We start from the raw sequence: 21,608 nt of genomic DNA on the forward strand, positions 1-21,608 counted from the left end.
CACTACAGGCAGTGAACCATTTCTTCAAGCCTAGCGAGCCACCGCGTCAGATGCTCCGCCTCGTCACGCCTATGCGGCAAGAACGATACGGCGGCCTCGTCAATCTCGATTTCTTGAGGAACAATAACCCCATCTACCGGTCGAAGCGGAGTCTTGGTGACGTCCGCCGTGAACATTTGCGAGGTAGCGAGGCCACAGGCAAACGGTAGCTCGTCCAACGCCGCCGCGCACTCCACGCCGCGGACTAGACCCACCGACGAATCCAAGGCGGAGGAGACAACCGCGGGCAAGCCCGCCCTCTCAACCACATCGATCAGGCGCTTTGCTCCGCCCAGTGGCTGCACCTTTACGATCACTAAGTCCGCAGCGCCCGCGCGTGCCACCGCCAGAGGATCCGAAGCACGACGCACCGACTCATCCGCCGCGATCCGCACGTCCACCTGCTGGCGAACGCGCGCAAGTTCCTCCACCGTTGCGCACGGTTGCTCCACATACTCCAGGTCCGCACCGCCCCCACTCTGGCACGCCCGGTTCAGTTCACGAATGGCCTCCAGCGCTTGAGGCACGTCCCACGCCGCATTTGCATCCACGCGGATCTGTCCCGCCGGGCCGAGGGCGTCGCGCACCGCCTCGATACGCGCGCAATCCTCGCTAATAGTGGAGTTTGGATCCGCCACTTTTACCTTTACCGTGCGAGCCCCACCCGAATTCTTCACGATGTCGAACGCCACCTGCGGCTCCACCACCGGCACGGTTGCGTTAACCGGCACGGCCTCACGCTTACGCGGCAACGGTTCACTTTGCGCGGCCTCAAGCCCCGCACGCAACCACTGGGCGGATTCGCGCGCGTCATAATCCCAAAATGGTGAAACTTCCGCCCAACCGCCCGGCCCGCGCAAAATCAGGCCGTCACGCACTGTGATACGCCGAAACCTGTTCTTTAGTGGCAACCGAAAATAGAGCAGCCGATCAATTCCTTCAAACACGTTCACAACCGAGGCAGGAAGCGCCTCAATCGCGACCTCGAGAAGCCGGGTAGAATCAGTGGGGAGCGCATCATTCACAACCCCATTTTGCCAAACTTGCGCGTATTTCGTGGCGCCGCCGACCCCCGCTCATGTTCCCCTCAACACTCGATGCGCGGCAACTACAGATCAGCGCGGGTCCACGCCGGCTCGTGTGGGTAAGCTTGGAGCATGACGATCATCGCATTCGTATTGGGCCTGGCTGCCCTAATCGCAACCGTGTGGCTACGCAAAGACACGCCCTCGTCGCGGGCGTGGGAAACCGAAGATGGCATCGTGGATGAACGATTCGCCTTCGTGTTCCTCCCCAGTTTCACCGTCTTACTGTTCGGCCTGGGAGTGATCGGACTGTCCGGCCTGTTCAACGAGTTGACCGGAGGCGTGTGGGTACTGTTTATCCTCGGTTGTCTACTGTCCGCCGTCGGAGCGGTTGGCACCGTGGTCGGCCTGTTCTCAAATAAGTACCCGCTGTGGCTATTGCCGAAGTGGAGGCTAGAAAGCCCGCGCCGCAAGTAGGCCATCAAGTTCGCCGAGTCCACCTGCTTCAGCAGAACTACCAGCCCCGCCCCTACCCGCGTGCGAGAAAGGGGCGGGGCTGGTGCTTTGCTTAGCGGTTCAGGATCGCCATTGCGGAGCGGGGCGCGAGGACGGCATGGCCTGTCGCATCCGCCTGCGAAATCAGGTCAAACCCGGTAACGCCAGATAGTTGCACAGCCTTGTCAGAGTGGTTCATGTAGAACGTCACCGGTCCGCGTGCGACTCTCTCTACACCATCAGGTAGCTCCATGCCGCTCATATCCAAGCGCGAGAACGCACCGAGCACGCGCATGAGGGCTGCTCGGCCGGTAGCATCCAGATCCGTTGCAACGTACCACGCGCTACCCTTGTCGATTCGCCTGCGCGTGATTGCCGGCCATCCTCCAAGATCTGACTCGTAACCAAACTGCGCCATCACCTCGACCTCGTCGTTTAGCCACATCGGATCAGTGAAGTCGCTGGCTTCCTTTGTTGCCATCACATACTCGCCCCACGTGCCCCCGCGCGGGGTTGGTTGCGGTGTACCAATCTGATCCAGCGCCCGCTTCAATTCTTCGGCGCGAACCTCCAAGTTGTGGAAGCCCTGCTTCGAGGGGACGTGCACCGCCCTCGTAATCCGGTCAACGCGCGGGTCCACTTCGTCCAGGTTTGGAATATTCCACCGCTGCGCATTTGGCGATGCTACGGCGTGCTGCGTAACGCGAACGCCTAGCAGATTTGTTAGCGCTCCCAAGTAGCCGCCCAAAATCGCGCGGCCGGATTCATCAACTACGCCCGAGGGAGCCGCAACCAAGACGTGTGCGCCGCGGCGCGCTTCAGCCTGGAGACGTTCAGCGAAGTTCGGGTAGTCAATGAACAGTTCAGGAACTACCATCAGATCGTAGCCGGCCAAGTCATCTTCAATACCAACCACGTCAGCAGCAATGTTCATCTCCCATAGGGTGCGATGCCACGCCCTGACCCCGTGCATGGCTGGCGGCAGGCTATCGGGGCCGATCACAGCGGCTCGTGCCTGCATACTGTCCCAATCCGCCACAATGCAAACCTTGGCCTGCACGCGCTGCCCCAGCACCGGGGTCAGGCGACGTAAGTACTCCCCAAGTTGCACAACCTCAGCCCAAGACTGCGCGTTCTTACCCGCGTGCGCCACCATCGCAGAGTGCATCATTTCAGCTCCGCCCGGGCTTTGCCGCCACTGAAAGTGCAAGATGCCGTCCGCACCGTGCGCCACGCGGGAAAGCGACCAGAGGGCAAGCTGGCCGGGCCTCTTCGGACTGTTTTCAGGGCGCCACTGCACCGCTCCGGGGGTTTGTTCCATCAGAAGGAACGGTTGGCCTCCGCGGTATCCGCGCATGAGGGCAGAAGTGAACGCAACCTCGTGAGCGCTACCGGCTAGCGCAGGATCCGGGTAGGAATCGTCGGAAACCAGATCTAGATGCTTAGCCCACTCGCGCCCGTTAGTGAAGGGGAACTCGCCCATAAAGTTCGTAGTTACCGGAATAGAGGGGTTGACCTCCCTCACCTGCTTCACTTCAGCTATACACAGGCCGCGCAACTGACTATCAACAAACCGTGCATGATCCAGCACCTGCGACGAGTTGTGCTGTGCGGGCATCTTGCGCGGCAGGTAGACGTCGGTGAAGTCGCTGTAGGTTTGCGCCCAAAATCTCGTGTTCCACGCGTGATTCAGCGCGTCAATAGAACCGTATTTCTCACGCAGCCACGCCTGAAACTCCCCCTCGCAGGCATCGCAGTAACAGCCGTGCACGTGGCAACCATACTCGTTGTTGATGTGCCACATGACGAGAGCTGGGTGGTTAGAAAACTCCTTCGCGAGTGCTGCCGCGAGCGCCACCGACTTTTCCTTGTACACGGCGCTGGAGGGGCAGTACTGCTGGCGCGAGCCAAAAGAGAGGCGCACTCCGGCCTCATCTACGGGTAGGGATTCGGGGTGCTGACGAGCCATCCACACGGGAGGCGAGGCCGTACCGGTGGCCAAATCAACGTAGATGCCAGCGGCTGCGCACTGGTCCATGATTTCGCGGAGCCACGTGAAGTTGTACTCGCCAGGACGCGGCTCTAGTTTGGCCCATGAAAAAACGCCGAGCGTTACCAGGTTCACCCCGGCTTCATGCATCAGCTCGATGTCTTCGCGAATGGTTTCAGCGGGCCACTGCTCGGGGTTCCAGTCGCCTCCGTAGCAAAGTTCGTTTGTAGGCAAAATCGGGTTCATTGCGCAGTCCTTCTGCTTTGAGGTTTATTCGCGTCCGAGGGAAGCGACCATAACGGCTTTGATGGTGTGCATGCGGTTTTCGGCCTGATCAAACACGATGGAGCGTTCCGACTCGAATACTTCGTCGCTCACTTCGCACCCGTTCAGGCCGTAACGCTCAAGTATCATCTTGCCAACTTGAGTGTTGATGTCGTGAATCGCGGGCAGGCAGTGCATGAATTTCGCGTCTGTACCGGCCCGATCCATGAGGGCCGCGTCCACGCGGTAGAGAGTGAGTAGGCGAACACGCTCGTCCCATGCTTCCTCGGGCTCCCCCATTGATACCCACATGTCGGTGTGCACAAAGTTTGCGCCCGCGACGGCCTCGACGTCGTCGGTTACTGTAACTGTTCCCGCGGTTGCAGCCGCTAAATCTTGAGCCTGCTTGACCAGCTCAGCGGGCGGCTGCAGTGCGGATGGCGCGATGATGCGCACATCCATGCCCAACATTGCTCCAAGAACGAGGAGCGATCGGCCCATGTTGTAGCGCGCATCGCCCACGTAAGCGAATGCTGTTTCGGCTAACGGCGCGCTGGAATGTTCACGCATGGTGAGGGCGTCGGCAAGCATCTGCGTGGGGTGCCAAAGGTCTGTAAGACCGTTGAAGACGGGTACACCTGCCCACCGGTGTAGTTGTTCCACAGTGTCATGACTGTCACCGCGAAACATAACTGCGTCGAACATGCGGCCAAGCACGCGCGCGGTGTCTGCTACGGATTCTTTGTAACCAACGTGAGATGACGCCGGATCTAGGTACGTGGTGTTTGCGCCTTGGTCAAACGCTGCGACTTCAAAGGCAGACCGGGTACGAGTAGACATTTTTTGGAATACGAGGGCGATTTGCAATCCCTGCAGATATTGGGTTTCACGCCCCTGAGCCTTCGCGTTCTTCAGCTGCCCGGCAAGGTCAAGCAGGTAGGTCCATTCGCTAGAGCTGAAGTCGAGTTCACGCAAAAAACTGCGTCCACGTAGAGGAAAATCCATGCGTCCAGTCTATTAATCGCATCCGGCGTATGCAGGCGTGTCCACGCTTTCTTCGTTGCCGAGGTGGCCGCTCCCCTTCCGCCTTAAAACACCTGCGGGGCTTCGAGGCAGCTAAGCGAGAGGCACGGCTACTGGGCGCCCGTTCACGTGTACAACTTCAACATCGACCTCGAAGATGTCTTCCAAAACTTCAGGGCGCACAACTTCATCCGGAGTACCGTCCGCTACTACCTCACCATCTTTCAAAGCAATGAGGCGATCGGCGTAGGCGCTGGCCGTGTTGATGTCGTGAATGACAACCACGGTGGACATGTTCTGGTTTTTTGTGGCGCGTACGAGGTGTCGCATCATGTCACGCGAATGACGCATGTCGAGGGCGGAGAGCGGCTCGTCGAGCAGTAGGTATTTGGCGTCTTGCGCGAGGGTCATGGCGATGAATGCACGCTGGCGTTGACCGCCAGAAAGCTCATCCAAAAAGCGGTCGGCGAGGCAAAGCATGTCCACTGACTTCAGGGCTTCCGCTGCTTTTTCTTGATCCTTTGAGCCGATGCGTCCCCGTCCATGCGGGTGGCGTCCCAGCATAACAAGTTCGGCAACTGTGAGCCGTACCGAAAGATGGTTCTCCTGCCTCAAAATCGCAATCTTCTTGGCAAGTTCTTCGCTTTTCCAATCTTTCACGTCAATGTCGTCTACCAGGACGTGGCCATCCACGAGCGGGATGAGGCGCCCAATGCCGGAAAGGAGGGTGGATTTGCCTGCCCCGTTCGGCCCGATGAGGGCGGTGAGCCCGCTATCAGCCAGGTTAAAGCTCACGTTCTTCACTACGGGATCAACCCCGTAGGACATGGTCACGTTACGTAGTTCAATCATTTTGATCCCCTAACTAGCATGACCAGCAGTAGTGCGCCGCCGACCAGTTCAATCACAACGGGCAAAATGGTGCCTCCTGAAAGAACATGCTCCAAGATAGCTTGTCCGCCTACGAGGACGATGATGCCAATCGCACTTGCGCCGGGTACGAGGTGACGGATTGACGTAGATCCGAGGGCATGAACGGCAATATTTGCTACCAGAAGGCCAAAAAACATGAGTGGGCCCACCAGAGCTGTGGCGGCTGAAACTAGCAGTGCGGAGGTTGCCAGCACAGTTTTAACTTCGCGACTGTAGTTAAGGCCCAGGCACGTGGCCATGTCTGGCCCTAGCGCCAACACGTCCCAATCACGCGACCGTTTGATGGCGTAAGCCAAACCAATCACGGTTACTAATGCAGTGATACCGAGTGCGCTTGCGTTAATGGCGGCAAATGAAGCCGTGGAGAGGTCTTGCACGGTCAAGAACTCGTTGGGGTCCATGATGATCGACATCATCGTGGTGATAGAACGCAAAAGCGCGCCAACAACAATGCCAACGAGGACCAGCAGGTGCGCTGACGCCCGACCTTTGCGTATTATTGCAAGGAACATGGTGACGGACACCAGGGTCATAAGGGAGGCTTGCAGGGCAAACATGAGGGCGGGTGGAATCAGGTTTGTTACGCGCGCGCTAAGGAAGAACACCAGGCTGGTTGCCACCAGGGCAAACATGGCGTCGAATCCCATGACGGAGGGAGAGAGGATGCGGTTGCGCGTGACCGTTTGAAACAGCACGGTGGCGGCAGAGAGAGCAACGGCCACCACCACTAGACCAGCAAGGCGTTTGATGCGCAGCGCCGCAATGATTTGCCACGCGTCAAGCGCCCCATACAGCAGGAAGAACAGCATCGCGATCACGGCTAGACCTACCGCGATGAGCACGCGCAGCCGTACGTCTTTAGCTCGTTTTGCCATGACCGCTGCGATGTGGGGAGCACTTCCAACGGCCGATTCGGATCGAGTCGGGCGCACGAGGGGCAGGGCGATGGTGGTCATAACTTCACCGTTTTCAGCAAGATAACGAGGAATATGGCGCCGCCAAACACACCCATTACGACGCCAACGGGAATTTCGGCTGGCGCGATCAGGGTGCGTCCAAGAATGTCAGCGATGAGAACAAAACCGGCACCGCCCATGGCGACGAAGGGCAATGACCGACGCAGGTAGTCCCCCATGATGAGTGACACGATGTTGGGGACAACTAGACCGAGGAAGGGAAGCGACCCTGCTACCACGATGGTTGTGCCGGCCACGATGGCGACTATGGTTAGGCCGACACGAGTGACGCGGGCGTGGTTAAGGCCAAGGTTTGTGGAAAAGTTTTCGCCCAGCCCCACCACTGTGAAGCGGTCTGCAAACAGGTATGCGAGAGCGCACGCCCCGGCCACGATCCACAGCAGTTCGTAACGGCCGGAAATAGTGCCCGAAAAGTCACCGGTTAGCCATGCCTGCAGGGTGCCCTGCAGTTGAAATTCCCAGGCGAGGAAGGTGGCTCCGGCTCCGATGACGCCGGATAAGACAATGCCGAGCAGTGGCACGATGATTGGGTCTTTGCGTGGGATGGAGCGGATCAGGGCGAGGAGCACCAGGGTGGCGCCGAGGGCAAAAATCACGGCGAATCCCATTTTCACCAGGATCGAGGCTGCCGGGAACAGGAGGGTCACAACCAGCACGCCAAGGCCGGCGGATTCGGTGACACCGGTAGTGGAGGGCTCAACGTAGCGATTTTGCACCAGCATCTGCATGACCAGGCCGGCAACTGCCATAGAGGCGCCTGCAAGCACGATGGCGAGGGTTCGGGGAATACGCGACACGGTTAGAACTTGAGCTTCCGCGCTACTTAACTGGCCGCTTATCAGATTTGCAATGGATAGGTCTGCGGTACCAACCGTTACGGATACGGCCATTAGCACCGCGAGCAAGGCGGCGCCGCCAGCCAGCCCCAGAGCGTATCGGGACTGGTTGGCGGCTACCGGCTTAGCGGTTAGAGCGGGAGCGCTCATTTGGTGGCGGCCGCTACTTCTTCTAGCTCAGCCATGAAGTTGGATGCGCCCGTCATGACCACGTACCAGCGCTCTGGCGAAAGGTAAACGATGTGACCGTTCTTAGCCGCGGGAGTTTCATTTACGAGGTCGTTGTCCAGAACTTGCTGCGCAGTGGTTCCAGCCTCGGTGTTTCCAATGGCCGCGTCGCGGTCAATCACGAAAATGTAGTCGGGAGCAAGCTCACGCACAGTTTCAAACGAGATCTTCTGACCCTTGTGGCCTTCTTCAGCTTCGCCTTCAGTTACGGGCTTGAAACCGAACACATCATAGATTGGCGCCCACCTGGACTGCGGCCCGTGCATCGAAACTTCACCGCCGTTGGTCATCAAGACCATTGCCGTGCCACGCTCAGATTTCTCGGCTTCAGCCTTGTATTCAGCGATCTTGGTAAGGAGTTCATCCTTGAGTTCCGCGCCGCGCTCGGCCTTACCAACAGCGGTCGCGAGCATTTCTACGGATTCAGCAGCGCGCTGGGAGTACCCATCCTTGTCCCACGGGACGGAGGCGTCGATGGTGGTGAAGTTCTTGGAGAGCTCGTCGTAGAACTTCGCGGACCTCGCGCCCACAACTACAAGGTCGGGGTTAAGTTTCGCAATGGCCTCTACGTCGGGTTCCTTCAGTGTTCCCAAATTTTCGAGGGTGGAATAGTCGATGCCCTGGTCATCCTTCAGCCAGGTGGGGACGGACTTGACGGGCACGCCAGTCACGAGGTCTCCCGCGCCCAGCGCGTCGATGGTATCGAGCGCGGCCATGTCGAGCACAACGATGGATTTGGGCTGAGACTCGATGGTGGTCTCACCTGCATTGTGAGTGACGGTTGCCGGGAATGCGCCGGCTGCTTCAGTTGCGGTCTCCGTGGTTTCGGGCGCGGAAGACGCGCCCCCAGCCCCGCATGCGGCGAGGGCAAGGGAAGCAACAACGGCAACGGCGCCGAGCGATAGTTTACGCATTAGATTTCACTTTCCTTCTTAACGTAGGTAAGGCTAACCTAACCACATCCCCGAACCTTTTTCAACATTACGTCACGCCTACATTACGTAAATACTAAAAGCCTTAGCAACCCGAGTTTTCCCCGACTTTTTGCGGGCTTCAACCGTCACCGAACCTTGTTTGCGCGGGTCAGGTAGCCTCGAAAGCTAAAAATCGCGCGAACAACTACGATGTACAACATGAGCGCTTTACCCAATGTTTCGGACACTTTTGCCCCTTCCCGCTGGCGTGAGGTGGAAGGTTTCGAGCTTACTGACATGACCTACCATCGCGGCATTTCGCGCGGCGAGGAAGACGGGGCTCTGGCCGGGGAAGACCTGCCCGTGGTACGCATCGCGTTTGATCGCCCGCACCTGCGCAACGCGTTTCGCCCCCACACCGTCGATGAGCTTTACTCTTGCTTAGATCATGCGCGTATGAGCCCGGACGTTGCGGCCGTAATCCTCACGGGGAATGGCCCGTCTGCAAAGGATGGCGGCTACGCGTTTTGTTCGGGCGGAGACCAGCGCATCCGCGGCGCTGCCGGGTACCAGTACGAAAAGACCGATATTTCTAATGAAGCTGAGGTTTCGAAGCGCCGCCAGAACATGGACAACGCGCGGGCCGGACGCCTTCACATTCTAGAGGTGCAGCGCCTGATCCGCACGATGCCCAAGGTTGTGATTGCCGCTGTCCCAGGTTGGGCAGCAGGCGGCGGCCATTCACTCAACGTGGTGTGCGACCTGTCGGTAGCGTCCATCGAACACGCGCGTTTTATGCAAACGGATGCGAATGTGGGCTCGTTTGACGCCGGCTACGGATCCGCCCTGTTGGCACGTCAAGCTGGGGACAAACGAGCGCGAGAGATCTTCTTCTTGGCTCGCGAATACAGCGCGAAAGACGCGGAGCGTTGGGGCATTGTGAACGAGGCCGTGCCGCACGCGGACCTGGAAGCCACCGCGCTCGAATATGCGCGGATTATTGCAACAAAGTCTCCCCAGGCCATCCGCATGTTGAAGTTCGCATTCAACCTCGCCGATGACGGCTTGGCTGGCCAGCAGGTGTTTGCCGGGGAAGCAACGCGCCTGGCGTACATGACCGAAGAGGCGCAAGAGGGGCGCGACGCTTTCCTAGAGCGGCGCAGCCCCGACTGGTCAAGCTACCCGTACTATTTTTAACCATTTTCTTCTGCCCACTCCCCCAGCAGACTGGCACCTTGCCCGTTTGCACGCCCGGCATTGGCCAGGCTCCCTCGTACGTGAATGGATTTGTAATGACGTCGATGAACGCTGCTGATTCCGTAACCCAACTGATGATTGTTCCGGGAGGAACCACGCCCGGCGCGGTAACCATAACCTATTCGGCGGTACACAAGCTGTGGGAGCTGTACGAACGGTTTGAAAAGACGGGTGTGCAGCGTCAGCAGCGCATAATTTTGGCACCGCGAGAGGCCAGCGAGGCAATGCCTGCACGCGCGGCTCAAACCAACGCCGCGCTACAAAAGCGCATCAAGCAGTTGCCGGGCAGCGTGGACGTGATCTTAGAGACCTCCGGCTCCACCACAGGAAATCCGCGGCTTGTGGGGCTCTCGTTCGGCGCACTGGTAGCGTCTGCCCGGGCCACGCACGAGACTTTGGACGGGCCAGGCCGCTGGATTGTGGCGCTCCCCGTGCATCACGTTGCGGGACTGCAAACGCTGATTCGCACCTGCGTTGCCGAGGCCTCGCCAATCATCGCGGACATGTCAGCAGGATTTGATGAGGAGGCCCTGAAAGTCGCGTGCCGAACGGCGGCTGACGATAGTGCTCACCGCGCCTACCTATCCTTGGTCCCCAAACAGTTGCATGACGCCCTCGAGGCTGGGGGCGAACTCGTGGAGCAGCTCGCGCGTCTAGATGCGGTGCTGGTAGGAGGAGCGGGCACCTCCTCGAATCTGCTGGATCGCGCCCGTGCGGCCGGTATTAACGTGGTCACCACGTACGGCATGAGCGAAACCGGGGGCGGCTGCGTCTACAACGGCACTCCCCTGCCGGGCGTACAGATCCGCACGGTTGATGGTCGAATCCAGATTGCCGGCCCCGTCCTCATGGATGGATATGTGGATGGTTTTGACCGTCCATTCGATGTGGAGGACGGGCAGCGCTGGCTACGCACCTCTGACGCGGGCGAATGGGATGGCAACAGTCTGCAGGTGCTGGGCCGGGCTGATGACGTGATTGTTTCTGGCGCGGTGAACGTGGCGCCCACGCGCGTTGCGGACGTAATTGCGGCAGCAGAGGACGTTTCCGACGTTGCGGTTGTCGCCCTGCCTGACGAGAAGTGGGGACAGGTAGTGGCTGCCGCTATCGCCTCGCCTTGCATTAGGGCGAAGATTGACGAGGCCGGTGCGGATCTGTCCGCCCACGAAAATGAGGTGTACGCGAAGTTCGCCAAGCAAATCCGAGACCTGGTTGGCGAGCAGTTAGGGCGCGATCATGCCCCGCGAGTCATCGCGGTTGTGGACGAGCTTGCCGTTACGCCGCTAGGCAAAGTTGATAGGCACGCGGTGGGCGCAATGGTTGCAAATTTGGTTGCGTCTGAAGCCGCGTGGGTACGCTGAGCACATGGCGACTTTCAACGACTGGCTCGAAGGCGCGCGCCTTCGCACCCTCCCCGCAGCAATCGCGCCCGTGCTTATCGGCATTGGGGCGGCCCATTTCCTAGGCGGATTTTCTGCCGCCCGCTCGATCCTTGCCCTGGCAGTAGCGCTTGCGCTACAGGTTGGGGTGAACTTTTCGAACGACTACTCCGACGGGGTGCGCGGAACAGATGCGGTGCGTTCGGGCCCTCCTCGCCTAACCGGCGGGGGCAAGACAAGCCCAAAGGTTGTGCTCGCTGCGGCGCTGGGATGCTTCGCGTTAGCGGGGGTACTTGGCCTCGTTCTGCTTTACATTTCGAGCCAGTGGTGGTTGCTAGTTCCTGGCATTGCGGCGGTTGCCGCAGCCTGGTTTTACACGGGAGGGCGCACCCCTTACGGCTACATGGGCGTGGGCCTGTCTGAGCTGTTCGTCTTCGTGTTTTTTGGCCTCATGGCCACTGTTGCAACCACTTGGGTGCAGATTCAGGTGGCGCCCTGGTGGCTGTGGTGTGCTGCGGCGGGTACGGGCATGCTCTCGGTTGCCCTGCTGTTTGTAAACAACATTCGCGATATTCCAACCGATTCAAAGACAGGAAAGAGGACTCTGCCGGTTCGCTTGGGAGATCGCCTCTCACGATTCGTGTACGCGTGGCTGCTGGGCATTGGCGTGGTTATGACGGGGCTTGGCCTGGTACAAACCCGGTTCGTTCTGGCCTATTTGCTGGTGTTTGCCGCGCCCGTGCTCCTGATTTCACGCAGGGTCCTGGCTGGGGCGAAGGGCCGTGAGCTACTGCCGATCCTACGCAACACGGGCTTTTTAACTCTGTTCACCGGTCTGGCTGTGTGCATTGGCCTAGTCGTGTCCTAAGCCCGGCGAGCATATTCGCGGCCAGTGCATACAATGGTTAAAGACCTATTGAGGAGTGGGAAATGGCTAGGGTTGTGATCGCTATCCTGTCGCTGGCAGTGACGATTTTTGCTGTTGCTGACATTGCGCGCACCCCTAAAGATGAGATTCCCGCTCGAATCCCTAAACCGCTGTGGCTTTTGCTGGCGATTTTGCTGACGCCCGTGGGCGGTTTGGCCTGGATTATCGTGTCTCGCGTAACCCAAGCAGAGGCACGTGGTGGGCAGGTGAATCGCGGTTTTTGGTACTCGCAAGACTCGGCAATAAAACTGCCGAAACGCACCTACACGAACCAGGATCCGTACATGTACGGCGCGCCTGATGATGACCCGAATTTGGCCTGGCACTTGGAAAAACAGATGCGTCAAAAGAGGTCGGAGAATCTCATGCGCGAATTCGAGCGGCAGATGGACGAGGCCGAACGAGCAGAAGACGTGCAGAGTTCGGACCCCGATGCGCAAGGCCTAGATTTCGAAGCAGAGGATCTGACCAACCTGGGCGGCGAAGGCGACCCAAGCCACTCAACACCTACTGACTCCTCGGACGCGGATGCCACCAAAGACCAGCAGGGGCCAGAAGAAGATGAGGATGAGGGCGAGAACCTGTAGCTCTCCAAAAAGTAGAACCAAGGATCGTTCATTTCCTGGCCCGTCTCGCTGGTTTTCCACAGCCAAAATCTATATGTCCAATATCCATATATATTGAGAAACACGTTGAATTGCACTAACAACTAAACTAAATTTACGTTTAGTTGCTCTGGCCGTTGACGCTCCACTTATACGGATGTCGCCGATGACCAGAGCTTTTATGCAAAGGAGCACCATGTCCTCTGCGTCGCTAAGAAGGCACCAACGCACAGAGCGAAGTACCTACATAGTCCGTAAGCCGATTGTTACGGCCATCCTAGTTGATGGTGGTTTCTACCGAAAGCGCGCGTATGCCTTATTTGGTGATAAGAATCCGCAAGAGCGGGCCGACGAGTTGCTGGAGTATCGTCGTAGGCACATAAGGAAGTCACGTTCGAACCTGTACAGAATCTTCTACTACGATTGCCCTCCTTCTACCAAAGTCCTTTACCACCCGCTATTGCGTAGTGAAATCAATCTGGCTAAGAGCGACCAGTACAGATGGTCAAACGCCTTCTTCTCCGAGCTACTAAAGAAACGCAAAGTCGCCTTGCGACGAGGGGAAGAACTCGAGTCGCAACGCGGGTATACGCTTAAACCCGAGCCAACGAAGAAGCTATTGGCAGGCCGCATTATGGTTGACGAGTTGCATGAGCAGGATTTCTTTCTAGATATCAAACAGAAAGGCGTCGATATGCGCCTTGGTCTTGATATCTCGACGCTTGCGGAACGCGGCCTTGTCAATCAAATAGTTATGATTGCCGGTGACTCTGACTTTGTACCGGCCGCTAAACACGCGCGTCGTTCAGGGATAGATTTTATTCTTGACCCAATGTGGTCACCAATCACTGATTCTTTAAGTGAGCATGTAGATGGCATCCGAGAATGTGTTCTAGCGCCCCCAGAAAACTTGCAGGACCCGCTACATCTGAACAGCATCAGTGTTTCAGCCCGAAATTGTTCTTCAGAAGCACAGGATGATCCCGATGATGAGCTCTGAGTTTGTGGCCTTCCTCGGCACACGCGGCCAGGTATAAGACTCGCAACTTCTCAGCAAAATAGGACCGTGGGGGCCATTCCTTTTGGAATGACCCCCACGGTTTTATATTCGGCTTCTAATGCTGGCCGTACACGTTTTGATACCTGTCATACAAGGAATCAATGTGGCGCTGCTCGATTGGAATCACGTCGCCAAGCTGTTTAGCGATGTGAACCGTGCGGGCAACCTCCTCAACCATCACAGCAGCCTTAACCGCAGCCTTCGCGTCCTTACCGATCGTGAAAGGACCATGGTTTTGCATCAGCACGGCCTTCGACCTGTGCCCGCGCAGAGTCTCCACAATTCCGCGACCAATCGAATCATCACCGATGATTGCAAACGGACCAACCGGAATCGGGCCTCCAAACTCATCGCCCATCATGGTGAGCACGCATGGGATCTCCTCACCGCGCGCCGCCCAAGCCGTCGCATACGTCGAATGCGTGTGCACCACGCCTCCAACCTCGTCCATGTGCTTGTAAACGTAAGCATGCGCGGCCGTATCCGAAGATGGTGAGAGGTTATCGGGCGTCCCATCCGCAATCTTCTTACCGTCCAGGTCACAAACCACCATGTTGTCGGCAGTCAGCTCGTCATAAGACACCCCGGAAGGCTTGATCACAAATAGGTCGGTGCCAGGCACGCGCTCCGACACGTTTCCCGCCGTCCACACAACCAACTCCCAGCGGGGTAGCTCAGCGTGCAGGCGCGCAACATTCTCACGAGTACGCTGAACGGCCTCTTGAACCTCTGCAGGCAGCTTCGATAGTTCAATCATCTAGTTGATCACTCCCATCTACTTCGCGCGACGCTCGTGAGCTTCACGCCGGATTCGCTTCAAATCGTGCATCACTTCATTTTCACGACCGAAGAGGTCATGCAGGTACCTGTAGTGCTTGTACAGCTCGTCGTACTGCTTAGACCTGGTCTCATCCGGCGTGTAGGCAGCCTTCTTCCGCTTGCCCATTGCCGCGGCGGCCTCCGAAACCGTGTCGTACAAGCCCGCTGCAACAGCACCGAAAATAGCGGAGCCCAGAGCCGGAGCCTGCGAGGACAGCGCCGTAGAAACAGGGAGCCTAGTGATGTCAGAGAACATCTGCATGAGGAACGGGTTCTTAATCAAACCACCAGCAGCGATGAACTCATTGATCTCAACGCCATGCTCCTCGAAGTTCTCAATAATCACACGGGCACCAAACGCCGTGGCCTCCATGATCGCGCGATACTGATCTTCTGGCTTCGTAGCCAGCGTCTGGCCAACAATCATGCCAGACAGGTTCGCATCGACCAGGATGGAGCGGTTACCGTTGTGCCAGTCGAGCGCAACCAGGCCGTGCTCGCCAACCTCCTGCTTCGACGCCTTCTCTGTGAGGAGCTCATGGAGCGAAATGCCGCGGCTCTCCGCCTCTTCCTCGTAGGCCTTCGGCACACAGTTTTCAACAAACCAGGCGTAAATATCGCCAACAGCGGTCTGGCCGCCCTCGTAGCCCCACATACCATCGATAATGCCGCCATCAACGATGCCGAACACACCCGGCACCGGCTGGAAGTCCTTACCCGAAACGACGTAGCACGAAGAGGTGCCCATAATCGCCGTCAACTGGCCCGCCTCGGTTGCCTGTACTGCGGGAGCGGTAACGTGGGCGTCAATGTTGCCCGAAGCCACCGTTACGTTGCCGGAAAGGCCCGTGATGCGCTGGCCGCGCTCGTTCAGCGTACCTACCTTGCCGCCAAGTGGCAGAACTTCAGCGGCCATCTTCTGCGAGAACACTTCCCCAAAGTCAGGGTTTAGTGTCTTGAGGAAATCTTCGTCCGGGTACTTGCCATCCTGGTACATGCGCTTGTATCCCGAGTCGCCAGCCGCGTATGTCAGGTGACCGGTGAGGATCCAGGTGAGCCAATCCAGAGCGTTCACAATATGATCCGCTGCGTTGTATACCTCCGGAGCCTTCTCCAAAGTCTCCAAGGCCTTCGGCAGCAACATTTCTGAGGACAGCTCGCCGCCGTAACGCGCCAGCCAGTCCACGTTCCGCTCACGCGCCAGCGCAACAATGCGGTCCGCCTGCTCCTGCGCGCCGTGGTGCTTCCACAGCTTCACGTAGGCGTGCGGGTTGTTCCTAAACTCTTCCTTCTCACAAAGCGGCGTGCCGTCCTTATCAGTCACGATCACGGTTGCCGAAGTTACGTCAAGGCCGATACCGACAACGTCTTCCTTGTTAATCTTCGCGTCCTCAATCGCACCCGGAATGACGGTTGAGAGGACTTCCAGGTAGTCCCGAGGGTCCTGGAGTGCAAAATCTGGCGGCAGCTGCTGGTTGTCGCCCGCAGTCAGCGTGTGGTCCATAACCGCGTGCGTGTATTCCAACACTGCTGATCCGAGCTCGTCGCCGTTGCTCGCGTCAACAACTACTGCGCGACCAGACAAAGTGCCCAGGTCGATGCCGATTACATATTTGGGTGACTCAGTGGTCATAGGTTCCTCCTTGAACTACTTGGCCTGTGGTCCAATCAAAGCTTGTATTTTCTAACGACTCGCCAATACCTGGGAGCCGGGTTTGCCCGCACGCCCGAAAATGGAGGGCGCGCGGGCAAACATTAGGCGTGTACTTGAGGTTATGCCTCGGGGTGGCGGTGCTTGCCCCAGTAGCCATCCGCAGCGAACAGGCGCTCGATGACCTCATCCAGCATGCCTGTGTCCGCGAGGACATCAAGCACGGTGTAGCGAGGACGAATCTGCTGCGCCTTGGTGTGCGTCAGGCGGAAGCGATCCCAATCGATCTCGATCATCTCGGGGTGGTAAGGGGCCTTAGCATCCTTCAGCATGCGTGCAGCCTCTTCCGGCGAGACCAGCTGGTCCTTCACGCGCTCCTTGATCTTTGGCCAAGCAGCCTTGATCTTCGTCAGGCGCTCGCGTAGCTCGTCACCTTCCAAGTGCTTGCCAAGGGTGTGCTTCACAGCCTCGTCAACGATGCGCTCGGACTGGATTTCGCGAACCTTTGCCTCAACTTCAGCCTTGGTGGGCTGCTTTGCTACAACCTCTTCAATGTCCAGATTTTCGAGGTCCAGCTTGAGCGTCTCTTCCCAGATCGCGCACGACGCGACGGTGCCAACACCCACCTTGAAGCCGTGCGATAGCGGGGGCTCCCAGTCGAGGCCGTGGCCCTCCATCTCCCAAACGTGGGAGAACTGGTGGCCTGCACCCGAAGCGGGGCGAGAAGACTGCGCAGCCTGCATTGCCAGGCCAGACATGATGTTACCTTCGCCCAGCTTCGCGATCGCATCCACATCACCGGAGGCAATAGCCTTTGGATCCGCGAGTGTGTCACGTAGCGGGCCCTGCACGAGGCTCCACACGTAGTCGTCAATCGCTTCGATACCGAGCTCGTCAGCAAGCATCCAGTCTGCGCCCGCCGGGATCTTTTCAATCAGGTCACCATAGCCGGTAGCCGTGAGGCGCTGCGGCGCGTTTGCCATAACCTCGAGGTCCGCAACTAGTGCGGCCGGGGCCGGGCAGTTACGCGTGATCTTGAAGCCGTCACGCGAAATGGAGGCGCCGAACGAGGCGAAGCCGTCCACGGAAGCTGCAGTACATACGTTCATGTACTCGCGGCCCAACTCGCCCGAGGCGAGCTTGGCGATGTCGTTTAGCGTACCCGACGCGATGGAGCAAACCACGGTCTCATCACCCAGCGGACGGATAACTTCGCGTAGCTTCGATACGTTGTCGTAGTCGCCGTAGAGGGTTGGCGTGCCCGGGAAAATGTACGGATCGGCAGCGAACTCAACACCCGCGTCCTTAAGCGACTTCACTACCGCGTCACCGCACGCACCATAGGTGTTGCCATCCGCTACGACGAGTACCTTCTTGCCAGGGAAAACCCGGGCGAAAAGCTCGCCGGTGCGGCTCACCGCATCGTGGTCAAAAAGGATTTCGCGAGTCTCAGTGGCTGTCTTTAGAGCAGTTTCGATCAATTTGCTTGTCATAACTTACTTCTTTCCTTAGTTGCTTGCTGCCACGTGGTCAACAGTCTTGTGGGTGAGCTCCTGCATCTGCGGGTACGCATCCATGTACTGCTGGAGGTAGAACTTGTATTCTTCGTGAGTTGCCATATTCGGTTCGATGCGGTCCTTCTCGTGAACCATGTTGCGAACCGCGTCCTCGATCGACTTGTACTGGCCAGAACCAACCGCTGCGAGGATGCACGATCCGAGCACTACCGCGTCTCCAACCTCGGGAAGAACTACCGGCAGGCCGGTAACATCCGCGTGCATCTGCATCCAGTCACGCGACTTCGTTGCGCCGCCTGCAGCCACCAACTCGGTTGGCTGCAAGCCCGCGTCGCTCATTGCCTTCAAAGTGTGTGCCGTGCCGTAGCAGACGGCCTCCTTGATGGCGTGGTACAGGTGCTCTGGGGTGTGGTGTAGCGACAAGCCCCAGATGATGCCGCGTGCCTTCGAGTCGGTGTACGGCGTGCGGTTGCCCTGGAAGTACTCGTTGACGATGAGGCCATCCGAGCCTGGTGGAATGTGAGCCGAGGCCTTATCCAGGTACTGGTACGGGTTAAGTCCAACGCGCTCAGTTGCCATTACAACGTCACGAGCGAAGCCGTCCTTGAACCACTTAAGTACCGAACCGGATGAGACGAGGCCACCTTCAACCGTGTACTGGCCCTTAATAACACCGTCCGTGTAAGAACCGAAGAAGCCCTTGCCGTGAATCGGCTTGTCCGACTGGCCGTTGATGACCTGCGACGAACCGGTGGTGACCGCAATACGACCCGGAGCAACAACGCCCATACCAATCTGGCCTGCCCACGCGTCCGCACAGCCCTGCGCCACCGGAATGCCGGGCACTAGCGACATGTGGCTTGCAGCCGCCGGGGTTAGCGTACCGATCGGCGTACCGAGGTCCAGCACGGCCTCGGGAAGCTTGTCGAATACGTCACCACAGCCGATGTGCTCGTAAAAATCTACCGGCCAGCCGCCGTAATCGCGGTTGTAGTAGCCGCGCATTGCCGCCGAGTTGATATTAATGGTCCACTCGCCCGTCAGCTTGTAGGTCAGCCAGTCCGGGGCATCCAGCAGACGGTAGGCAGAATCGTAAAGCTCGCGCTCGTTCTCACGTAGCCACGCGGCCTTGAACGGGAACCACTCTGCAGTTGCACCCAGCGTGCCACCACCATTGTAGAGGCGGGCCCAGTGATCGATGGTTGATGCTCGTGCAGCCTGCTTAGTTGCGCGCACGTCCATCCACATGATTGCGCGCGAAAGCTCCTGGCCGTTCGCATCCATGGGTACAACCGTCATGGTCGTGGCGTCGTAGGAAATACCTGCAATCTTGCGAGCCGGAACACCCGTGTTGTTGAGTACCTGAGAGACGGACGCGCCGAGTGCCTCCCACCAGTCGGCCGGAGACTGCTCTGCCCAACCCGGATGCGGGTGGTAGGTACGGTAAGGCGTTGCCGCAAAACCAATCGGCTCACCCTTAAGATCAAAGATTGCAGCGCGGCACGATTCCGTACCAAAGTCGATACCGAGTAGGTATGGACCTTCAAAACCCGGATTAACCATTGGATTTCCTTTCAGCGTCATTGCTATAAATGGCGAAAATTTTTATTTCGTTTCCCCGTAGCGGTCCGGTGAATGACCGCCACGGGGCAGACTCGTAGGGGATGAAATCGCGCGGCGTTTTCAACCCCCTACAGGTCATGGGGTTACGTTTTAGGCGTCGTCTTCCGTCCAGCCATTTTCTTCCCAAATGTCAGCGGGAATAAGGCGGTCGAGTCGATCGATCACGTAGGTGGGGCGATCCTTCTCATCGAGTTCCCGGGCCTCTTCGATCGTGGAATCACCCGTGAGAGGCATCGCCGAGTACATGCCGGTACGAACAGCCATCTGAATGTCAGTGTGAAGGCGGTCGCCAACCATCATGCAGTTAGTGGGATCCACATCGAGGCCCGCGATGGCCTCCTCCAGCATGACCGCGTTAGGTTTGCCGGCGATCATCTGCACTTTCGTGCCCGTGCATGCCTCAATGGCAGCGATGATAGAAGCACAGTCTGGTTCTCCTCGTCCTCCGGGGAACGGGCAGTAGCGGTCCGGGTTCGTGGCAACCAGAATCGCACGCTTGTGGAACCAGATTGCGTCAAACGCGATCTGCAACTTCCGGTAGTCAAAAGTGCGGTCATAGGAGGCAACGACAATGTCGATTTCCTCCGGATTATCACTCATCTTGATACCTGCATCTTTGAAGGCATCAATCAAAGGCTGTTCCGCAATGGGGAATACAATCGCGTCCGGACGGTGATCTTTAAGCCACCGCGTCATGGTCACAACGGTGTTCGCGATGTCTGAAATATCGGTAGGAAGCCCAAGCATGCTGAGTTTTTCTACATACTGGCTCGGGTCTTTAGTCGGGTTGTTAGAGAGGTAGCGAACCGGAATGTTGCGCCTGCGCAGCTCTTCAATGGTTCGTTTCACACCCGGAAGAAGGTGATCACCAAGATAGATGGTGCCGTCCATATCGAATACGTAGGCATCGTAGAGTTTGGACGGAAAGCTCAAGGAAGTTTTTGTGTCAGTCATTTTCCCAACTTGTGCTTTGCAGTTGTTTTCGAAACGGCTTGTAAAAGGAAAGGAGTGCCGGGAGTATGAGCTACTGCCCGGCACTCCTTAACTGTTAGTTAGAGACCGTCTTAGGCTACGAGCGCACCCAGAACGAGCACGATCGTGGTGGACGGCCAGATTGCGAATGCCGGCGGGTCAATGTGGGTGTCGCCGTGCGCGTAGCAGAGACGGTTACCAAGCTCTGCAATCGCAGCCGACATCACGCCGAACACTGCACCAAGGATGAGCGCAAGAACGCCCGACTGAGTGGCTTCGAAGAAGGTAACGCCTGCCAGACCACCAATAATGGTGATGTGGTGCGAAACCGGGATCGTTACGCCGAATACGAGCAGGAAGATCGTAATAGCGGAGATTGCGAACGGTAGCGTCTTCGCGTTCGCCATGAGGATCGCAGCGGTATCCGGATCAAGCATTGCACCAGCGTGGTAGTAAACCATAGTTGCAACGCCTGCACCGAATAGGCCACCAAGAGCACCAATGGTGATCCACTGGCTCGGCTTCTCTTGCCAAGCAATCCAACGCCTGTCGCCTTCAAGCTTGCTCACCCAGCCGAACATACCGGTCTTGGAGAACAGTACGCGAGCAATCAAGCCCTGGAGCACAACGGTGAGAGCAACGGTATCGGTGTGCGAACCGAACCACGGGATCATCGCAATGAGGTTGTTGATTACGTAGCCGAGCATACCGAAGAGTGCGCCGACCAAAAGAACATCGGGCTCACCGAGTCCCGCGAGTGCCGTATTAATATCGCGGCCCTTCCCGGTATCTTGCAAACGGCCCTTCTTAGCCGCGTACGCTGCTGCCGAAGCAGCACCAGCAAATACGATGTGTGGGCCAAATACCGGGCCGAAAGCCAGGTAGCTAAAGCCCACGTCGGAGCCCGTTGCCATCGCGATACCGAAGCCCACGAGAATCAGGATGCCCGTGAAACCGAACGCAAAGTTACCACCGATAGCGGCGCCAAAGAAGCCACCACCGGCCGCAGCGATAAGCCAGAACAAATCCATGTTTCCAAGGAATGTCAATGCTGCATCTGGAGTCATTTATCC

At 58.0% G+C, this 21,608-nt stretch carries 19 protein-coding genes; 6 read left to right on the top strand and 13 right to left on the bottom strand.

Annotated elements, in window-relative coordinates; all coding sequences use genetic code 11:
* Positions 1-2 precede the first annotated feature (2 nt).
* Positions 3-1,064, bottom strand: coding sequence for an o-succinylbenzoate synthase (locus tag HMPREF1628_RS01780; RefSeq protein WP_034507140.1), 1,062 nt, complete (start codon positions 1,062-1,064; stop codon positions 3-5).
* 132 nt (positions 1,065-1,196) lie between these two features.
* Here HMPREF1628_RS01780 and HMPREF1628_RS01785 point away from each other — a divergent pair, with 132 nt between their 5' ends.
* Entirely contained in the window at positions 1,197-1,541 is a 345-nt protein-coding gene (locus HMPREF1628_RS01785) for a hypothetical protein (protein ID WP_034507142.1), read from the top strand.
* Positions 1,542-1,632: 91 nt separating this feature from the next.
* Here HMPREF1628_RS01785 and HMPREF1628_RS01790 read toward each other — a convergent pair whose 3' ends face one another.
* The 6 genes from HMPREF1628_RS01790 to HMPREF1628_RS01815 all read right to left on the bottom strand — a co-directional run bounded on the left by HMPREF1628_RS01790 (position 1,633) and on the right by HMPREF1628_RS01815 (position 8,724).
* Positions 1,633-3,795, bottom strand: a complete 2,163-nt coding sequence (locus HMPREF1628_RS01790) for a beta-galactosidase (RefSeq protein ID WP_034507144.1) — start codon at positions 3,793-3,795, stop codon at positions 1,633-1,635.
* Between the two features lie 24 nt (positions 3,796-3,819).
* Complete coding sequence (gene argF / locus HMPREF1628_RS01795; protein WP_034507146.1) at positions 3,820-4,818, bottom strand: ornithine carbamoyltransferase; 999 nt, start codon at positions 4,816-4,818, stop codon at positions 3,820-3,822.
* Between the two features lie 111 nt (positions 4,819-4,929).
* Positions 4,930-5,688 (bottom strand): iron ABC transporter ATP-binding protein, encoded by a 759-nt coding sequence (locus HMPREF1628_RS01800; RefSeq protein WP_034507148.1) that lies wholly within the window; start codon positions 5,686-5,688, stop codon positions 4,930-4,932.
* Complete coding sequence (locus HMPREF1628_RS01805) at positions 5,685-6,725, bottom strand: iron chelate uptake ABC transporter family permease subunit (protein ID WP_052038762.1); 1,041 nt, start codon at positions 6,723-6,725, stop codon at positions 5,685-5,687. Before HMPREF1628_RS01805 ends, HMPREF1628_RS01800 begins: the two co-directional genes overlap by 4 nt.
* Positions 6,722-7,732, bottom strand: coding sequence for an ABC transporter permease (locus tag HMPREF1628_RS01810; protein ID WP_198030380.1), 1,011 nt, complete (start codon positions 7,730-7,732; stop codon positions 6,722-6,724). Before HMPREF1628_RS01810 ends, HMPREF1628_RS01805 begins: the two co-directional genes overlap by 4 nt.
* Entirely contained in the window at positions 7,729-8,724 is a 996-nt protein-coding gene (locus tag HMPREF1628_RS01815; protein ID WP_034507152.1) for a siderophore ABC transporter substrate-binding protein, read from the bottom strand. The genes HMPREF1628_RS01810 and HMPREF1628_RS01815 overlap by 4 nt, the downstream gene beginning before the upstream one ends.
* 219 nt (positions 8,725-8,943) lie before the next feature.
* Here HMPREF1628_RS01815 and HMPREF1628_RS01820 point away from each other — a divergent pair, with 219 nt between their 5' ends.
* The 5 genes from HMPREF1628_RS01820 (at position 8,944) to HMPREF1628_RS01840 (ending at position 13,893) form a co-directional block, all read left to right on the top strand.
* Positions 8,944-9,921, top strand: coding sequence for a 1,4-dihydroxy-2-naphthoyl-CoA synthase (locus tag HMPREF1628_RS01820; RefSeq protein WP_034507332.1), 978 nt, complete (start codon positions 8,944-8,946; stop codon positions 9,919-9,921).
* Positions 9,922-9,959: 38 nt separating this feature from the next.
* Complete coding sequence (locus HMPREF1628_RS01825) at positions 9,960-11,342, top strand: AMP-binding protein (protein WP_052038763.1); 1,383 nt, start codon at positions 9,960-9,962, stop codon at positions 11,340-11,342.
* 4 nt (positions 11,343-11,346) lie between these two features.
* The gene (locus tag HMPREF1628_RS01830) at positions 11,347-12,228 is read left to right on the top strand and encodes a 1,4-dihydroxy-2-naphthoate polyprenyltransferase (RefSeq protein ID WP_034507336.1); all 882 of its coding nucleotides are present in this window, start codon (positions 11,347-11,349) and stop codon (positions 12,226-12,228) included.
* 62 nt (positions 12,229-12,290) lie between these two features.
* Positions 12,291-12,875, top strand: a complete 585-nt coding sequence (locus HMPREF1628_RS08580; RefSeq protein ID WP_052038764.1) for a PLDc N-terminal domain-containing protein — start codon at positions 12,291-12,293, stop codon at positions 12,873-12,875.
* A 214-nt stretch (positions 12,876-13,089) separates the two neighbouring features.
* Complete coding sequence (locus tag HMPREF1628_RS01840) at positions 13,090-13,893, top strand: NYN domain-containing protein (protein WP_052038765.1); 804 nt, start codon at positions 13,090-13,092, stop codon at positions 13,891-13,893.
* A 115-nt stretch (positions 13,894-14,008) separates the two neighbouring features.
* On the opposite strand, the gene HMPREF1628_RS01845 is transcribed toward HMPREF1628_RS01840, so the two are convergent.
* The 6 genes from HMPREF1628_RS01845 to HMPREF1628_RS01870 form a co-directional block, all read right to left on the bottom strand.
* Positions 14,009-14,710 (bottom strand): L-ribulose-5-phosphate 4-epimerase, encoded by a 702-nt coding sequence (locus HMPREF1628_RS01845; RefSeq protein ID WP_034507154.1) that lies wholly within the window; start codon positions 14,708-14,710, stop codon positions 14,009-14,011.
* Between the two features lie 18 nt (positions 14,711-14,728).
* Entirely contained in the window at positions 14,729-16,405 is a 1,677-nt protein-coding gene (locus HMPREF1628_RS01850; protein ID WP_034507157.1) for a ribulokinase, read from the bottom strand.
* A 140-nt stretch (positions 16,406-16,545) separates the two neighbouring features.
* Positions 16,546-17,916 (bottom strand): sn-glycerol-1-phosphate dehydrogenase, encoded by a 1,371-nt coding sequence (locus tag HMPREF1628_RS01855; protein ID WP_034507159.1) that lies wholly within the window; start codon positions 17,914-17,916, stop codon positions 16,546-16,548.
* Positions 17,917-17,931: 15 nt separating this feature from the next.
* On the bottom strand, positions 17,932-19,503 hold the full coding sequence (locus HMPREF1628_RS01860; protein ID WP_034507161.1) for an FGGY-family carbohydrate kinase: 1,572 nt from the start codon (positions 19,501-19,503) through the stop codon (positions 17,932-17,934).
* Between the two features lie 150 nt (positions 19,504-19,653).
* Positions 19,654-20,517 carry an HAD-IIA family hydrolase gene (locus tag HMPREF1628_RS01865; protein WP_034507163.1) on the bottom strand — a complete coding sequence of 288 codons (864 nt, stop codon included), beginning with the start codon at positions 20,515-20,517 and terminating at the stop codon, positions 19,654-19,656.
* 110 nt (positions 20,518-20,627) lie between these two features.
* The gene (locus tag HMPREF1628_RS01870) at positions 20,628-21,602 is read right to left on the bottom strand and encodes a hypothetical protein (RefSeq protein WP_034507165.1); all 975 of its coding nucleotides are present in this window, start codon (positions 21,600-21,602) and stop codon (positions 20,628-20,630) included.
* Positions 21,603-21,608 lie beyond the last annotated feature (6 nt).

This window comes from Actinomyces sp. S4-C9, assembly GCF_000758775.1.
In the GTDB taxonomy this organism is placed as follows: domain Bacteria; phylum Actinomycetota; class Actinomycetes; order Actinomycetales; family Actinomycetaceae; genus Gleimia; species Gleimia europaea.

Excerpts from the sequence above, each read along its gene's own strand:
- HMPREF1628_RS01785 (WP_034507142.1), top strand. The coding sequence starts at position 1,197 with ATGACGATCATCGCATTCGTATTGGGCCTGGCTGCCCTAATCGCAACC.
- HMPREF1628_RS01790 (WP_034507144.1), bottom strand. The coding sequence starts at position 3,795 with ATGAACCCGATTTTGCCTACAAACGAACTTTGCTACGGAGGCGACTGG.
- argF (WP_034507146.1), bottom strand. The coding sequence starts at position 4,818 with ATGGATTTTCCTCTACGTGGACGCAGTTTTTTGCGTGAACTCGACTTC.
- HMPREF1628_RS01800 (WP_034507148.1), bottom strand. The coding sequence starts at position 5,688 with ATGATTGAACTACGTAACGTGACCATGTCCTACGGGGTTGATCCCGTA.
- HMPREF1628_RS01805 (WP_052038762.1), bottom strand. The coding sequence starts at position 6,725 with ATGACCACCATCGCCCTGCCCCTCGTGCGCCCGACTCGATCCGAATCG.
- HMPREF1628_RS01810 (WP_198030380.1), bottom strand. The coding sequence starts at position 7,732 with ATGAGCGCTCCCGCTCTAACCGCTAAGCCGGTAGCCGCCAACCAGTCC.
- HMPREF1628_RS01815 (WP_034507152.1), bottom strand. The coding sequence starts at position 8,724 with ATGCGTAAACTATCGCTCGGCGCCGTTGCCGTTGTTGCTTCCCTTGCC.
- HMPREF1628_RS01820 (WP_034507332.1), top strand. The coding sequence starts at position 8,944 with ATGAGCGCTTTACCCAATGTTTCGGACACTTTTGCCCCTTCCCGCTGG.
- HMPREF1628_RS01830 (WP_034507336.1), top strand. The coding sequence starts at position 11,347 with ATGGCGACTTTCAACGACTGGCTCGAAGGCGCGCGCCTTCGCACCCTC.
- HMPREF1628_RS08580 (WP_052038764.1), top strand. The coding sequence starts at position 12,291 with ATGGCTAGGGTTGTGATCGCTATCCTGTCGCTGGCAGTGACGATTTTT.
- HMPREF1628_RS01840 (WP_052038765.1), top strand. The coding sequence starts at position 13,090 with ATGTCCTCTGCGTCGCTAAGAAGGCACCAACGCACAGAGCGAAGTACC.
- HMPREF1628_RS01845 (WP_034507154.1), bottom strand. The coding sequence starts at position 14,710 with ATGATTGAACTATCGAAGCTGCCTGCAGAGGTTCAAGAGGCCGTTCAG.
- HMPREF1628_RS01850 (WP_034507157.1), bottom strand. The coding sequence starts at position 16,405 with ATGACCACTGAGTCACCCAAATATGTAATCGGCATCGACCTGGGCACT.
- HMPREF1628_RS01855 (WP_034507159.1), bottom strand. The coding sequence starts at position 17,916 with ATGACAAGCAAATTGATCGAAACTGCTCTAAAGACAGCCACTGAGACT.
- HMPREF1628_RS01860 (WP_034507161.1), bottom strand. The coding sequence starts at position 19,503 with ATGGTTAATCCGGGTTTTGAAGGTCCATACCTACTCGGTATCGACTTT.
- HMPREF1628_RS01865 (WP_034507163.1), bottom strand. The coding sequence starts at position 20,517 with ATGACTGACACAAAAACTTCCTTGAGCTTTCCGTCCAAACTCTACGAT.
- HMPREF1628_RS01870 (WP_034507165.1), bottom strand. The coding sequence starts at position 21,602 with ATGACTCCAGATGCAGCATTGACATTCCTTGGAAACATGGATTTGTTC.